Genomic DNA, 13,042 nt, shown 5'->3' with positions numbered 1-13,042 from the left:
CTACCTCCGCGACTGTTCGGCGAAGCGGCGGATGTACTGGTTGGCCAGCACGGCGAGCAGCAGCATCGCGCCGAGGAAGAACTTGAACCAGTCCGCGTCCCAGCCGGCGTAGACGATGCCCTGCGACGTCATGCCGAAGATCAGCGCGCCGATCGACGCGCCGACCGCGGAGCCGAAACCGCCGGTCAGCAGGCATCCGCCGATCACCGCGGCCACGATGTAGATCAGCTCCTGGCCGAAGCCGGCCTGTGCCTGGATCGAGGTGAGCCGGACGATCTGCGTGGTGCCGACGAACCAGGCGGCGAACGACGTGGTCATGAACAGCGCGATCGTGGTGCGCTGCACCGGCACGCCGACGTTGCGGGCCGCGGTCAGGTCACCGCCGACCGCGAAGATCCAGTTCCCGAACCGGGTACGCAGCAGGACCCACGACCCGAGGATCGTGGCGAGCACCCACCAGACGATGGCGATCTGGAACGGCGCGCCCGCGATGGTGATCTCACTGGCGAAGATCGTCTTGAGGACGCCGTACCCCTGGATCTTGTCGAAGTTGTTGACCTGGACGGTGTTGGTGACCAGCTTCGTCACGCCCAGGTTCAGGCCCTGGAGCATCAGGAACGTGCCGAGCGTGATGATGAAGCTGGGCAGCTTCGTGCGCACCACCAGGTAGCCGTTGACGAAGCCGATCGCCAGGCACAGTGCCAGCGACAGCAGCAGCGCGACCCAGGTGTTCACGCCGTAGTACGTGGTCAGGATGCCGCCGGTGATCGCGGCCGTGCCGGTCTGCACGCCGGCGGACAGGTCGAAGTGCCCGCCGATCATCAGCAGCGCCACCGCGACCGCCATGATGCCGAGCGTGGACGCCGGGTCGAGCCAGTTCGCCACGCCGCTGGCCGACCGGAACACGTCGGAGAGCAGCGCGAAGAACGCGAAGACCAGCACCGCGCCGATCAGCGCGCCCAGTTCCGGCTTGAGCAGCAGGCGGGTGAGCGGCCCGACGCGGGCGACGCGTTCGTCGCCCGCCTCGGTTGCCGCAACGGCGCTGGTCATCAGCGGGTTCCGGCCGCGGCCAGCTCGGCGACCTGCGCCGCGTTCTCCTTGGTGACCAGCGCGGGGCCGGTGAGCACCTGCTGGCCGCCGCCGAGCACGTTCAGGTTCGCCTTGTACTGGGTGAGCATGGTGACCGCCATGTAGCCCTGGAGGTAGGGCTGCTGGTCGACCGCGAACAGGATCTTGCCGTCCTGCACGCCCTTGGCGACCTCCGCGTTGAGGTCGAACGTGGCGAGCTTGGCCGGCGACGCGGCCTCGGCGATACCGGCGGCGGCCACGTTCGCGACCGGGCCGCCGAGCGTGACGACGCCGTCGATCGCGGTGTCCGACTGCAGCTTCGCCTTGATCGTCGACTGCGCGGCCTGGAGGTTGTTGATGTCCACCTGGAGGTTCTGGATCTGGCCGCCGAGCGTGGCGCCGACCGCGGCGCAGCGCTCCTCGAGGCCCACGTTGCCGGCCTCGTGGATCACGCAGACGACGTTCTTGACGCCCTGGTTCGCAAGCTCCGTGCCGACCGCCTCACCGGCGACCTTCTCGTCCTGGCCGATGTGGGTGAGCGCGCCGAACTCCTTCGAGCGGGACGCGCCGGAGTTGATGGTGATCACCGGGATGCCGGCCGCCACCGCCTTCTCCACGGACGCCTTCAGCGCGTCCGGGTTCGCCATCGACACGACCAGGCCGTCGACCTTCTGGTTCACGGCCGCGTCGATCAGCTGCGCCTGCTTCTGCGGGTCGCCGTCGCTGCTGTACTGGACGGTGTCGCCGAGGTCGGTGCCGGCCTTCTCGACGCCGTTCTTGACGATGCTCCAGAACGCGTCGCCGGCCGCGCCGTGCGTGACGACCGCGATCTTCAGGCCGTAGGTGCCACCGCCCTTGCCGCCGGAGGTGTCATCGTCGTCACGATTTACCGCGTTCTCGCTCGAACAGGCGGCGGCGGTCACGAGGAGGGCCAGGGCAGCCACGGAGGCCCCGACCCGATAAAGAGACTTCATTACCGAGAGTCCTTTCAGGAATACAGCGCGCAATACGCGGTGTGCCCTCCGCGTTCACACGGTTACAGGTAGTGCTTCTGGGCGCGTTTGCCCTCCCGATACCGTGCGTTCGCGTCGCGCACGGTGTTCAAGGTAGATGAGGCCGCGACCGGCACGTCCCACCACGATCCACTTCCGGGAGAATCCTGGTACGGATCTGCGTCGACATGCACCACGATGACGCCTTCCGCCTTGCGTGCGGCGGCCAGCGCGTCGGTCAGCTCACCGACGGTGGTGGCGCGGATCACCTCGGCGCCGAGGCTGCGGGCGTTCGCGGCCAGGTCGACCGGGAGCGTGTCACCGGCCAGTCGGCCCTCGTCGTCGCGGAACCGGTAGGCGGTGCCGAACCGCTGCGCGCCGACCGACTCGGAGAGCCGGCCGATCGAGGCGTAGCCGTGGTTCTGCACCAGCACCACGATCAGCTTGATCCGCTCCTGGACCGCGGTGACCAGTTCCTGCGACATCATCAGGTACGAGCCGTCGCCGACCAGGACGAACACCTCCCGGTCCGGCGCGGCCAGCTTCACGCCCAGGCCACCGGCGATCTCGTAGCCCATGCACGAGTAGCCGTACTCCACGTGGTAGCCCTTGGGATCCCGGGTGCGCCACAGTTTGTGCAGGTCACCGGGCATCGAACCGGCGGCGCAGACGACCACGTCGCGCGGCTCGGCCGCGTCGTTGACCGCGCCGATCACCTCGGTCTGCGCCGGCAGCGGCTTGTGCTCCAGGCGGTAGGCGCGCTCCACGGTCGCGTCCCACTCGGCCGCGAGCCGGCCCGCCTTCTCCCGGTACGCGTCGTCCGTCCGGTATCCGGCCAGTGCTTCCGTCAGCTGCTCCAGTGCGACGCGGGCGTCCGCGACCACCATGGCGCCGGCGTGCTTGGCGGCATCGAACGCCGCGACGTTGATGTTGACGAACCGGACATCCTCCGCGGCGAACGCCGTGCGGGACGCGGTGGTGAAGTCGCTGTAGCGGGTGCCGATGCCGATCACCACGTCGGCCTCGCGGGCGAACTCGTTCGCGGCCGTGGTACCGGTCGCGCCGACCGCGCCGAGGCTGAGCGGGTGGTCGTAGGACAGCGAGCCCTTACCGGCCTGCGTCTCCGCCACCGGGACGCCGGTCGCTTCCGCGAAGGTCCTGAGCGCGTCGGTCGCCTCGGAGTAGATGACGCCGCCGCCCGCGATGATCAGCGGCTTCCGCGCGGTTCTGATCACGTCCAGCGCCCGGCTCAGCGCCGCCGGCTCCGGCACCGGGCGCGGGATGTGCCAGACGCGCGGCGCGAACAGCTCGTCCGGCCAGTCGTACGCCTCCGCCTGCACGTCCTGCGGCAGCGCGATCGTGACCGCGCCGGTCTCCACCGGGTCGGTCAGCACCCGCGCCGCGTTGAGCAGCGCGGACGGCAGCTGCTCCGGCCGCCACACCCGGTCGAAGTAGCGGCTCACCGGCCGGAACGTGTCGTTGACCGAGACGTCCCCGGCCCGCGGGTCCTCCAGCTGCTGCAACACCGGGTCCGCGACCCGGGTGGCGAACACGTCGCCCGGGAACAGCAGCACCGGCAGCCGGTTCACCGTGGCCAGCGCCGCGCCGGTCACCATGTTCGTGGCACCCGGGCCGATCGACGAGGTGCAGGCCAGCGTCGACATCCGGTTGCGCATCCGGGCGAACCCGGCCGCGGCGTGCACCATGCCCTGCTCGTTGCGGGCCTGCCGGTACGGTGCCGCGCCCGGATCGGTCAGCTCCGCCTCCAGCAGCGCCTGGCCCAGCCCGGCCACGTTGCCGTGCCCGAAGATGCCGAACCAGCCGTCGATCAGCCGGTGCTCGGCACCGTCCCGCTCGGTGCGCTGCGCGGCCAGGAACCGCACGGTCGCCTGTCCCACGGTCAGTCTCATGCCGGGTTCCCCTTCCCGAAGGGCAGTCGCGGGTCGATCTCCTGGTCCGCCCAGGTGCCGCGGATCCAGGCGTGCTCCGGGTCGTCGCGGATCAGCCAGGCGCGGGCGCCCGGCCCGGCCATCACGTTCAGGTAGTACAGGTCGTAGCCGGGCGCGGCCATCGACGGGCCGTGCCAGCCGTACGGGACCAGCACGATCTCGCCGCTGCGGACCTCGGTGGTGACGTCGATCGGGCGCTCCGGCGTGCCGTAGACGCGCTGGTAGCCGGGGCCGCCGCCGGCCACCTCGAAGTAGTAGATCTCCTCGAGGACGGACTCGCCGTCGCGCTCCTCGTCGTGCTTGTGCGGCGGGTAGGACGACCAGTTGCCGCCGGGGGTGAGCACCTCGCACGCGATGATCCGGTCCGCGTCCAGCACGTCCGGGACGCCGAAGTTGTGCACCTGCCGGGAACAGTTCCCGGCGCCGCGCAGCTCGACCGGGACGGCCGCCACCGGCACGTACCGGAAGGGCTTGGGGTTCGTGGCTCTCGCGGAGGTGATCGCAAGTTTGAGCTGGCCGGTGGCGACAATCGTCAGCGTCGTGCCGATGGGGACATAGACGACGTCGGTCGGGCCGTCGAACACGCTCGCGCGTCCGGCGAGGGTCGCCCGGTCGCCGGCGCCGGTGGACACCTCGCATCCCCCACTCAGCGGGACCACGATCACCTCGGTGTCGCCGGTGTCCGTGGTGTAGGTCTCCCCCGGCTCCAGCGCGATGATCCGCAGCCCGGAGTAGGTCCAGCCGGCGTGCTGCGGCGTCAGGTCGGTGATCACGGTCATGCCCGCACCCCCCGGCCGTGGACCAGCGAGACCGCCGTGTCGACGGCGGACTCCACGTCGCCGTCCGGCGGGTAGAGCAGCGCTCGGCCGACCATCAGCCCGCGCACGCCGGGCGCGGCCAGGGCGCGGCCCCAGCGCGCGTAGGTCTCCTCCAGGCTGCCGGACGGGTCGCCGCCGAGCAGCAGCGTGGGCAGCGTGGTCGCGGACATCACGGCCGCCATGTCGTCGACGACCGGGAGCTTCAGCCAGGTGTACGCGCTGGTGCCGCCGAGCCCGGATGCGATCGCCACCGACTTGATCACGGCCTCGGTGCTCAGGTCGTTGCGCACCTTCCCGTCGGTGCGGTGGGACAGGAACGGCTCGACCATGGCCATCCTGCCGTGCAGTGCGAGCGCGTCGACCGCCGTCGCGGCGGACTCCAGCGTGCGTACCGTGGCCGGGTCCCCGGGATCGATCCGGACCAGCATCTTGCCGCCGTCGAAGCCCATCCGCGCCACCGACTCGGCGTCGTAGCCGGTGAACCGGTCGTCCAGCTCGAAGACCGCACCGGCCAGGCCGCCGCGGTTCATCGAGCCGATCGCGACCTTGCCGTCCAGCGCGCCGAGCAGCAGCAGGTCCTCCAGCACGTCCGCGGTGCCGAGCACGCCGTCCACGCCGGGGCGGTCCAGCGCCGTCATCAGGCGGGTCAGCAGCGTGTACCGGTCGGCCATCGCGGTGCGGTCGCCGCGGACCGCGAGCGCGCCCCGGGCCGGGTGGTCCGCGGCCACCAGCATGAGGCGGCCGTCCGGCGTGTGCAGCGAGCCCCTGCGCCGGTTCGCGGCCGCTTCCGCGATCGCCTCCGGGCGGGTGGCGCGCAGTTCGCGCAGCTTGTCGAAGTCAGGCACGGCCGGCCTCCAGCGCGCGTTCGACCTCGGCGGTGGTGGGCATCGCGGTGGAGCACTCCAGCCGGCCGGCGACGATCGCACCGGCGGTGTTCGCGAAACTGATCAGTCTGGTCAACGGCCAGTCGTTCAGGAGGCCGTGGCAGAGCGCGCCGCCGAACCCGTCACCGGCGCCGAGGCCGTTGACCACGTCGACCGGGGTGCTCGGGACGCGTACCGACCCGGTGTGCGTCCTGGCCAGCACGCCGTCGGGGCCGAGCTTGACGATCGCCAGCTCGACGCCGGTCCTCAGCAGCGCGTCGGCGGCCTTCTCCGGGTCGGTCTCGCCGGTGGCGACGGTGCACTCGGTGAGATTGCCGACCGCGACGGTGACGTGCGGCAGCGCCTTCTCGATCTCACTTCGTGCTTCGGCGGGTGAGTCCCAGAACATCGGCCGGTAGTCGAGGTCCAGGACGGTGTGGCTCCTCTTCTCCCGGGCTTCCCATGCCGCGTGGTGGGCTGCGCGGCTCGGTTCCCTGGAGAGGCCGGTCACCGTACACCAGAAGAGGCTTGCCGCTTTTATGGTTTCCTGGTCCAGCTCTTCCGGCTTCATCACCAGATCGGGGGCGATCGGCTGGCGGTAGAAGTAGAGCGGGAAGTCGTCCGGCGGGAAGATCTCGCAGAACGTCACCGGCGTGGCCAGGCCCTCGACCTCGGTCACGAAGCGGTTGTCCACGCCCAGCTCGGTCAGCGTCCGCCGCACGTAGCGCCCGAACGGGTCCGGCCCGACCCGGGTGATCACCGCGGTCCGCCGCCCGTGCCGCGCCGCCGCCACCGCCACGTTCGTCGCGCTGCCACCGAGGAACTTCCCGAACGTCTCGACGTCCTCCAGCCCGACCCCGGTCTGCAGCGGGTAGATGTCGACGCCGACGCGCCCCATCGTGACAACCTCAAACCCGGCCATAAGGTACGAATCCTCCCCGATGGATTGCGCTCAGGTGTCGGGAACGTTTCTGTTCCGCGAGCTTCCGCTCACCCTGCCCCCCGGTCAATACTTTGTCCTGACAAACACGCTCGCTTGTCCGGGGTGATCGCGTGCCACTCCCGTCCATCGACCTCGACCGCACCGCGTCCGAACCGCTGTATCTGCAGGTCAGCACCGCTCTGGTCGACGCTATCGAGAACGGCCTGCTGGCTCCCGGCGAACGCCTGCCGGACGAGGTCTCGTTCGCCTCGTCGCTCGGCGTCTCCCGGCCCACCATGCGCCGCGCGATCGAGGAACTGGTCGCGGACGGCCTGCTCACCCGCAAACGCGGCGCCGGCACCCGGGTCAACGACGTCCAGGTCCGCCGCCGGGTCGCGCTCACCAGCCTGCACGACGACCTCACCGCGGCCGGCCGGCACCCGACCACCCGGGTGCTCGGCTTCGACCCCGGCGCCGTCGACCGGCACGCCAGCCGCATGCTCGGCCTACCCGACGGCGAGCGACTGGTCCACTGCGAGCGGCTGCGCTATGCCGACGGCGAGCCGCTCGCCATCCTCCGCAACTGGCTGCCGCCCCGGTTCGGCGCCGTGACCGCCGCCGACCTCGCGGCCCACGGCCTCTACCACCTGCTCGGCGAGCGCGGCGGCCGGCCCGCGGTGGCCACGCAGCGGATCACCGCCCGCGCGGCCACCGCGGCCCAGGCCCGCCTGCTCGACATCGGCCACGGCGCCCCGCTGATCAGCATGCAGCGCACCGCGTTCGACGCCGCCGGCTCCCCGGTGGAATTCGCCGACAACCTGTACCGCGCCGACCACTACGCCATCGACGTCACCGTCTACACCCGCTGATCAACGGCGGCTACCACTCCCCGTTGAGCGCGCGCACCAGTGCGGGAGCGTCGTAGGCGTTCTGCCAGTGCTCGACGATCCGGCCGTCGGCGAACCGCCACAGGCCGCAGAACGGCATCGCGATCTCGCCGTCGACGGTGGCGCGCAGCGTGCCGATCACCGTGCCGTAGAAGTCGTTGGCGTACACCGACTCCACGTCCATGAAAAGCGTGCCGCGGGTCGCGTCGACCAGCGCCTTCTCCCGGCTCAGGAAGGCTGCCACGCCCACCAGCGGCACCGTGCCCGGTGTGCGGTCGGCCGGATGGAGCCGGACGTCCGGCGCCGCGTACCGGTGGATCTGGCTGAAGTCGGTGTAGAGGAGCCGGAGCAGTTCCGCGTTCGGGTGCGGGGAGACGACGGTCATCCGGACATGATCGTCGATCGCCGCCGGCCGCGCATCGGCACCAATGCCGATATCTGGCCGTTTCCGGCTGTCGGCATGGAAATGGCCGCGGCCCGGGCGCCCCACCCGGACCACGGCCACGCCTTCGGAGGGGACGGTCAGCCGGCCGCCCGATCGCGGTCGGCGGCGGCGTCGGCGCGGCCGACCGGGGTGGGGTCGGTGTCGCGGGTGGCGCCGCGGAGGGTGTCGTCGGCACCGGCGCGAATCGCGTCGGCGCGGGCGTCGTCGGCGCCGACGATCTCGCCGCCGTCCGGGGTGTCGTCGAGTGCCTCGCGGTCCGCGGCCGCGCGGGCGGCGGCCAGTCCGGCGGCGGTGTACTGCGGGTCTGTCGTCATGCCGTACCGCTACCCGCGCCGGTGGCCGCAAAACCCGCCGGTGCAATCACCCGTGAGCGTGGTGCAACGCGCCGAACCCACGGGTACGAGTGCCCGGGAGGAAAGGAGAAAGACGATGACGGATCTCGAACGCCGATGCGCGAACGGCGTCTACACGGTATCCGGACCGGCCGGGACCGCACGGTACGAACCACTGCTGGCCAAGGGGTCGGTGCAGGCAGCGGACGGCAATCACCTGTGGGAATACCTGCCGGCACGATGCGGTGAGCGGGCCGCTCGGGCACTCGATCACAATGACGCCGGCCTCTGGCCGCTGATCGAGTCGTGGTACCGGGATCGCCTGGAGTCACCCACCACGCCTACTCTTTCGTGAATCCCCGTTTGCCGATCTGTCCGAAGAGGAACTCCCGGCCATGAAGAAGGAAGATTTGCTCCGGGCGACACACCCGACGGTGCAGTTCGACGGGTTGTCACTCGACGTCAGGAACCTGGACTCACAGGCCGCGTTCTGGCATGCCGCGCTGGGCGGCGGCACACTTCGGCCGGAAGGGCCGGGACGGGCCCGGATCGACCGGATACCGCGGCGCCCGGACGCGGAGATCCTCCGCCTGCGGCAGGTGCCGGACCTGTCGCCGGACGGCGCCCGCGTGCACCTGGATCTGCGGCTGGCCGGCGATCAGCCGGACGAGCTGATCGAGGCCGGTGCGACCGTGGTGCGGAAGCCGGGCGACGATCCGTGGTTCGTGATGGCCGACCCGGAGGGCAACCAGTTCTGTGCCTACCCGGCGGTCGACGAGCGGCCGCCGGGGATCTTCGAGCTGGTGGTGAAGTGCGAGGTGGCGCACGATCTCGCGAAGTGGTGGGGCACGGTGCTCGGCGGCCGGATCGAGCAGGAGGGCGAGGCGGTGCTGGTGGTCGGCGCACCCGAGTTCCCCTGGGACTTCATGGTGTTCGACCCGGTGCCGGACCCGCGCCCGGTCCGCCCGCACCTGCACTGGCACGTCACGCTGCGGGACGAGACGCCGGCCGAGCTGCTCAAGCACGGTGCGCGGCTGATCTCCGGGCCGGACGGTGACGAGGACGGCTGGCTGCTGGCGGACCCGGAGGGCAACCGGTTCCACGCGCGTGCGGCCGAGACCGCGAAACCGACATAGCTCGATAAAAGTGGACGGTGGCCGATAGCCTGCGGCCCATGGGCAACTTCCTGTCGGCCGTCGTCCGGGTCCTGCTGGGACTGACCCTCGGTGCCGTCGGCGCCCTCGTGTTCACCCAGATCGGCTGGCCGTACCTGACCGCGTATCTCCGGGCGGAGCGCACGGTGACCGTGGACGGGCCGTGCAAGCAGGGCATGAACGAGTCGGAGCAGGTCTGCGCGGCCTCCTGGACGGTCGGCGACACCGCGGCGCGCGGTGAGCTCCGCGGCCACGGGCTGGCCGCGGGCGAGCGGGTGGCCGCGCGCGTCGACGGCACCTCCGCGATCGTGCTCGCCGAGCCGCTCACGCTGCTCCTCTACTGCACACCGCTGCTGTTCGTGCTCGCCGGTCTGGTCATGGTCTTCTCCCGGCGCGGCCGGCGGTCGTCCGGCGGCGGCTGGGAGGTCGGCGACGGCGGTGGAGACGGCGGCGGCGGAGACGGCGGTGGCGGTGGTGGCGGTGGCGGTGGTGGCGGTGGTGACTGATCGACCGATCGGCGTGAACCGACCGAAGGGTCAGCACGGATCGACCGGTGGATCAGCAGTGATTGACCGATGAATCAGACGAGGGCCGGGGCGGCGATCAGCCGTCCCAGCCAGTCCGACCGGGCACGGGCCGCGGCGCGGGCCATCGGCGACTCCGGGACCAGCGCGTCCCACGCGTGCGTGCCGCCGGGCCAGACGTGCAGTTCCGCGGCGCCGCCGTCGGCCCAGATCCGGCCGGCGTACGCCACCGCCTCGTCCCGCAGCACGTCCGCCGAGCCCACGTCGATGAACGCGGGCGGCAACCCGGACAGGTCCGCGGCCCGGGCCGGTGCCGCGTAGGCGGAGACGTCGAACGTGCCGGCCCGCGCACCGAGCAGCGCGGTCCAGGCGAGCCGGTTGTGCGCCCGGGTCCAGGTGCCGCTGCGCTCGAACTGCCGGGCCGACACGGTCCGATCCCGGTCGTCGAGCATCGGGCAGATCAGCAGCTGACCCAGCAGCGCCGGGCCGCCGCGGTCGCGGGCCAGCAGCGCGGCGCCGGCGGCCAGGCCACCGCCGGAGCTGATCCCCGCGACGATCAGCCGGCCCGGGTCGATGCCGAGGTCGCCCGCGTTCCGCGCGGTCCAGTTCAGCGCCGCGTACGCGTCCTCCACCGGGAACGGGTCCGGGTGCTCCGGCGCCAGCCGGTGGTCGACCGAGACCACCACCACGTCGTGTGCGGCCAGCAGCGGCAGGATCAGCGACAGGCCGGTGAACCGGGTGCCGCCGACCATCCCGCCGCCGTGCAGCACGAACAGGCCGGGCCCGCTGCCGGTGTGGTCGGGACGGCTGAACACGGTGCCGGTCAGCGCGGCGCCCCGGTGGCCGTCGACGGTGATGTCCCGCCGCGCCACCTCGAACACGCTCAGATCCTCGTGGTTCGCGGTGCGCAGCCCGGCGATCAGCGAGTCGGCGGTCGGCACCGGTGCGTCGTCGGCCAGGCCGGCGGCGGTGAGCACCGCCTCGACGGCCGCGTCGTAGGGAGGTCGCATGCTCCCAGTGGATCACGCGTACATCGACACCACGTTGACGGGAGGCGACGGCCGGGTACCGTGCCCTGCGGTGTTTCTCGATCGAGGGGGAGAACATGGGCGGCAGCCCCGAGCCGGCGATACCGGCGTACGTGGAGAGCCCGGCACGGAAACGGCCGCCGGGCACGCCGCTGGGGCGGTGGCTGCTGAAGGACCGGGTGCAGCCGGCCGGGCCGGAGGCCGACGAGTCGCACGCGCGGCCGCAGGCCTGGTGGAAGGTGATGTGCCTGACCGGCGTGGACTACTTCTCCACGCTCGCCTACCTGCCCGGCATCGCGGCGCTGGCCGCGGGCGTGCTGTCGCCGCTGGCCACGCTGCTGATCGTGGCGCTGACGCTGCTCGGCATGCTGCCGATGTACCGCAGGGTCGCCCGGGAGAGCCCGCACGGCCAGGGGTCGGTGGCGATGCTGGAGAACCTGCTGCCGTTCTGGTGGGGCAAGCTGTTCGTGCTGATCCTGCTGGGCTTCGTGGCCACGTCCTGGATCGTCACGATCACGCTCTCCGCCGCGGACGCGTCCGTGCACCTGCTGGAGAACCCGTACCTGCCGAGCGCGCTCCACGGGCAGGCCGTGCTGATCACCGTCGTCATGCTGCTGATCCTCGGCGGCGTGTTCCTGCTCGGCTTCAGCGAGGCGGTCGGCGTCGCGATCCCGCTGGTCGCGGTGTTCCTCGGGCTGAACCTGATCGTGGTCGGCGTGGGCCTGACCGACGTGTTCACCACGCCCGGCGCGCTGGCCGGCTGGACGACCGCGCTGACCACCGGGCAGGACGGCCTCTTCGGCGTGCTGACCACCGCGGTGATCGCGTTCCCGCTGCTGGTGCTCGGACTGTCCGGGTTCGAGACCGGCGTGAGCATGATGCCGCTGGTCGCGGCGAGGGGCGCGGACGCGCGGCAGCGGCTGGAGAACCGGGTGCGCAACACCCGGCGGCTGCTCACCGCGGCCGCCGTGATCATGAGTTTCTACCTGATCGCGACCAGCTTCGTGACCAGCGTGCTGATCCCGCCGGCGGCGTTCCAGGAGGGCGGGCCGGCGAACGGCCGGGCGCTGGCCTACCTGGCGCACGAGCGGCTCGGTGAGGCGTTCGGCACGGCGTACGACATCAGCACGATTTTGATCCTCTGGTTCGCCGGTGCGTCCGCGATGGCCGGGCTGATCAATATCGTGCCGCGCTACCTGCCGAGTTACGGCATGGCGCCGGAGTGGTCGCGCGCGGTCCGGCCGGTGGTGCTGGTCTACACGCTGATCAGCGTGGTGCTGACGATCGCGTTCGGCGCGGACGTGAACGCGCAGGCCGGTGCGTACGCGACCGGCATCCTGGCGATGATGGTGTCCGGCGCGGTCGCGGTCACCGTGTTCGCGATCCGGCACCGCAAGCGCTGGGCCAGTGCCGGGTTCACCGTGCTGACGCTGGTGCTGGTGTACGCGATGGCGGAGAACATCATCGCGAAGCCGGACGGCATCGCCATCTCCGCGCTGTTCATCGCCGGCATCATCGTGGTGTCGCTGGTCTCCCGGGTGACGCGCACGACCGAGCTGCGCGCGGACCGGATCGAGTTCGACGACGCGGCCCGGCGGTTCATCGCCGACTCGATCGCGCACGACGGCGCGCTGAACCTGATCGCGCACCGGCGGCAGGCCGACGACGAGGCCGAGTACGCGGAGAAGGAGGGCGAGCAGCGCGGAATGAACCCGGTGCCGGGCCGCGCCGACGTGCTGTTCCTGGAGGTCGACGTGGCCGACCCGTCCACGTTCAGCGACGCGCTGCGGGTCCGCGGCGTGCAGGTCGGGCCGTACCGGATCCTGCGCACCAGCAGTCCGGCCGCGCCGAACGCGATCGCGGCCGTGCTCCTCGCGCTGCGCGACGCGACCGGCGTGCGCCCGCACTGCTACTTCGAGTGGGCCGAGGGCAGCCCGGTCGTGCACCTGCTGCGCTACCTGCTGCTCGGCCGCGGCGACACCGCGCCGGTGGTCCGCGAGATCATCCGGCAGAACGAGCGGGACGCGGCCCGCCGGCCCGGCATCCACGTCGGCTGATCT

General features: G+C 71.5%; 14 protein-coding genes. 5 read left to right on the top strand and 9 right to left on the bottom strand.

Annotated elements, in window-relative coordinates:
- The 6 genes from J2S42_RS33180 to iolC all read right to left on the bottom strand — a co-directional run bounded on the left by J2S42_RS33180 (position 1) and on the right by iolC (position 6,612).
- Positions 1–1,050, bottom strand: a complete 1,050-nt coding sequence (locus J2S42_RS33180; protein ID WP_307245585.1) for an ABC transporter permease — start codon at positions 1,048–1,050, stop codon at positions 1–3.
- Positions 1,050–2,012: a sugar ABC transporter substrate-binding protein gene (locus J2S42_RS33175; RefSeq protein ID WP_307245583.1), complete on the bottom strand. Its 963-nt coding sequence runs from the start codon at positions 2,010–2,012 to the stop codon at positions 1,050–1,052. Before J2S42_RS33175 ends, J2S42_RS33180 begins: the two co-directional genes overlap by 1 nt.
- A gap of 92 nt (positions 2,013–2,104) precedes the next feature.
- The gene (gene iolD, locus J2S42_RS33170) at positions 2,105–3,970 is read right to left on the bottom strand and encodes a 3D-(3,5/4)-trihydroxycyclohexane-1,2-dione acylhydrolase (decyclizing) (RefSeq protein ID WP_307245581.1); all 1,866 of its coding nucleotides are present in this window, start codon (positions 3,968–3,970) and stop codon (positions 2,105–2,107) included.
- Positions 3,967–4,788 (bottom strand): 5-deoxy-glucuronate isomerase, encoded by an 822-nt coding sequence (gene iolB / locus J2S42_RS33165; protein ID WP_307245579.1) that lies wholly within the window; start codon positions 4,786–4,788, stop codon positions 3,967–3,969. The genes iolD and iolB overlap by 4 nt, the downstream gene beginning before the upstream one ends.
- Positions 4,785–5,672, bottom strand: coding sequence for a Cgl0159 family (beta/alpha)8-fold protein (locus J2S42_RS33160; protein ID WP_307245577.1), 888 nt, complete (start codon positions 5,670–5,672; stop codon positions 4,785–4,787). Before J2S42_RS33160 ends, iolB begins: the two co-directional genes overlap by 4 nt.
- Positions 5,665–6,612: a 5-dehydro-2-deoxygluconokinase gene (gene iolC / locus J2S42_RS33155; RefSeq protein WP_307245576.1), complete on the bottom strand. Its 948-nt coding sequence runs from the start codon at positions 6,610–6,612 to the stop codon at positions 5,665–5,667. The genes J2S42_RS33160 and iolC overlap by 8 nt, the downstream gene beginning before the upstream one ends.
- Before the next feature lie 131 nt (positions 6,613–6,743).
- Here iolC and J2S42_RS33150 point away from each other — a divergent pair, with 131 nt between their 5' ends.
- The gene (locus tag J2S42_RS33150; RefSeq protein ID WP_307245574.1) at positions 6,744–7,481 is read left to right on the top strand and encodes a GntR family transcriptional regulator; all 738 of its coding nucleotides are present in this window, start codon (positions 6,744–6,746) and stop codon (positions 7,479–7,481) included.
- Between the two features lie 10 nt (positions 7,482–7,491).
- Here the strand turns inward: J2S42_RS33150 and J2S42_RS33145 are convergent, their stop codons facing one another.
- A complete protein-coding gene (locus J2S42_RS33145) occupies positions 7,492–7,884 on the bottom strand; it encodes a nuclear transport factor 2 family protein (protein ID WP_307245572.1) in 393 nt (130 codons plus the stop codon).
- Between the two features lie 137 nt (positions 7,885–8,021).
- A complete protein-coding gene (locus tag J2S42_RS33140; protein ID WP_307245570.1) occupies positions 8,022–8,258 on the bottom strand; it encodes a hypothetical protein in 237 nt (78 codons plus the stop codon).
- A 115-nt stretch (positions 8,259–8,373) separates the two neighbouring features.
- On the opposite strand from J2S42_RS33140, the gene J2S42_RS33135 reads away from it, so the two are divergent.
- The 3 genes from J2S42_RS33135 to J2S42_RS33125 are packed head-to-tail and all read left to right on the top strand — an operon-like array spanning position 8,374 to position 9,936.
- Positions 8,374–8,631, top strand: coding sequence for a hypothetical protein (locus tag J2S42_RS33135; RefSeq protein WP_307245568.1), 258 nt, complete (start codon positions 8,374–8,376; stop codon positions 8,629–8,631).
- A gap of 40 nt (positions 8,632–8,671) precedes the next feature.
- Positions 8,672–9,412, top strand: a complete 741-nt coding sequence (locus tag J2S42_RS33130; protein WP_307245566.1) for a VOC family protein — start codon at positions 8,672–8,674, stop codon at positions 9,410–9,412.
- Positions 9,413–9,450: 38 nt separating this feature from the next.
- Complete coding sequence (locus tag J2S42_RS33125; RefSeq protein WP_307245564.1) at positions 9,451–9,936, top strand: hypothetical protein; 486 nt, start codon at positions 9,451–9,453, stop codon at positions 9,934–9,936.
- A gap of 74 nt (positions 9,937–10,010) precedes the next feature.
- Here J2S42_RS33125 and J2S42_RS33120 read toward each other — a convergent pair whose 3' ends face one another.
- Positions 10,011–10,964, bottom strand: coding sequence for an alpha/beta hydrolase (locus J2S42_RS33120; RefSeq protein ID WP_307245563.1), 954 nt, complete (start codon positions 10,962–10,964; stop codon positions 10,011–10,013).
- 95 nt (positions 10,965–11,059) lie between these two features.
- Between J2S42_RS33120 and J2S42_RS33115 the strand changes: the two genes are divergently transcribed.
- Complete coding sequence (locus tag J2S42_RS33115) at positions 11,060–13,039, top strand: APC family permease (protein ID WP_307245561.1); 1,980 nt, start codon at positions 11,060–11,062, stop codon at positions 13,037–13,039.
- The last annotated feature ends 3 nt before the right edge of the window (positions 13,040–13,042 follow it).

Origin of the sequence: Catenuloplanes indicus, from assembly GCF_030813715.1 — a bacterium.
In the GTDB taxonomy this organism is placed as follows: Bacteria; Actinomycetota; Actinomycetes; order Mycobacteriales; family Micromonosporaceae; genus Catenuloplanes; species Catenuloplanes indicus.
This window is presented reverse-complemented; position numbering and strand designations above follow the sequence as displayed.

Bases quoted from the DNA above. Each gene is read 5' to 3' on its own strand.
- J2S42_RS33180 (WP_307245585.1), bottom strand. From the start codon at position 1,050: ATGACCAGCGCCGTTGCGGCAACCGAGGCGGGCGACGAACGCGTCGCC.
- iolD (WP_307245581.1), bottom strand. From the start codon at position 3,970: ATGAGACTGACCGTGGGACAGGCGACCGTGCGGTTCCTGGCCGCGCAG.
- iolB (WP_307245579.1), bottom strand. From the start codon at position 4,788: ATGACCGTGATCACCGACCTGACGCCGCAGCACGCCGGCTGGACCTAC.
- iolC (WP_307245576.1), bottom strand. From the start codon at position 6,612: ATGGCCGGGTTTGAGGTTGTCACGATGGGGCGCGTCGGCGTCGACATC.
- J2S42_RS33145 (WP_307245572.1), bottom strand. From the start codon at position 7,884: ATGACCGTCGTCTCCCCGCACCCGAACGCGGAACTGCTCCGGCTCCTC.
- J2S42_RS33140 (WP_307245570.1), bottom strand. From the start codon at position 8,258: ATGACGACAGACCCGCAGTACACCGCCGCCGGACTGGCCGCCGCCCGC.
- J2S42_RS33135 (WP_307245568.1), top strand. From the start codon at position 8,374: ATGACGGATCTCGAACGCCGATGCGCGAACGGCGTCTACACGGTATCC.
- J2S42_RS33130 (WP_307245566.1), top strand. From the start codon at position 8,672: ATGAAGAAGGAAGATTTGCTCCGGGCGACACACCCGACGGTGCAGTTC.
- J2S42_RS33125 (WP_307245564.1), top strand. From the start codon at position 9,451: ATGGGCAACTTCCTGTCGGCCGTCGTCCGGGTCCTGCTGGGACTGACC.
- J2S42_RS33120 (WP_307245563.1), bottom strand. From the start codon at position 10,964: ATGCGACCTCCCTACGACGCGGCCGTCGAGGCGGTGCTCACCGCCGCC.
- J2S42_RS33115 (WP_307245561.1), top strand. From the start codon at position 11,060: ATGGGCGGCAGCCCCGAGCCGGCGATACCGGCGTACGTGGAGAGCCCG.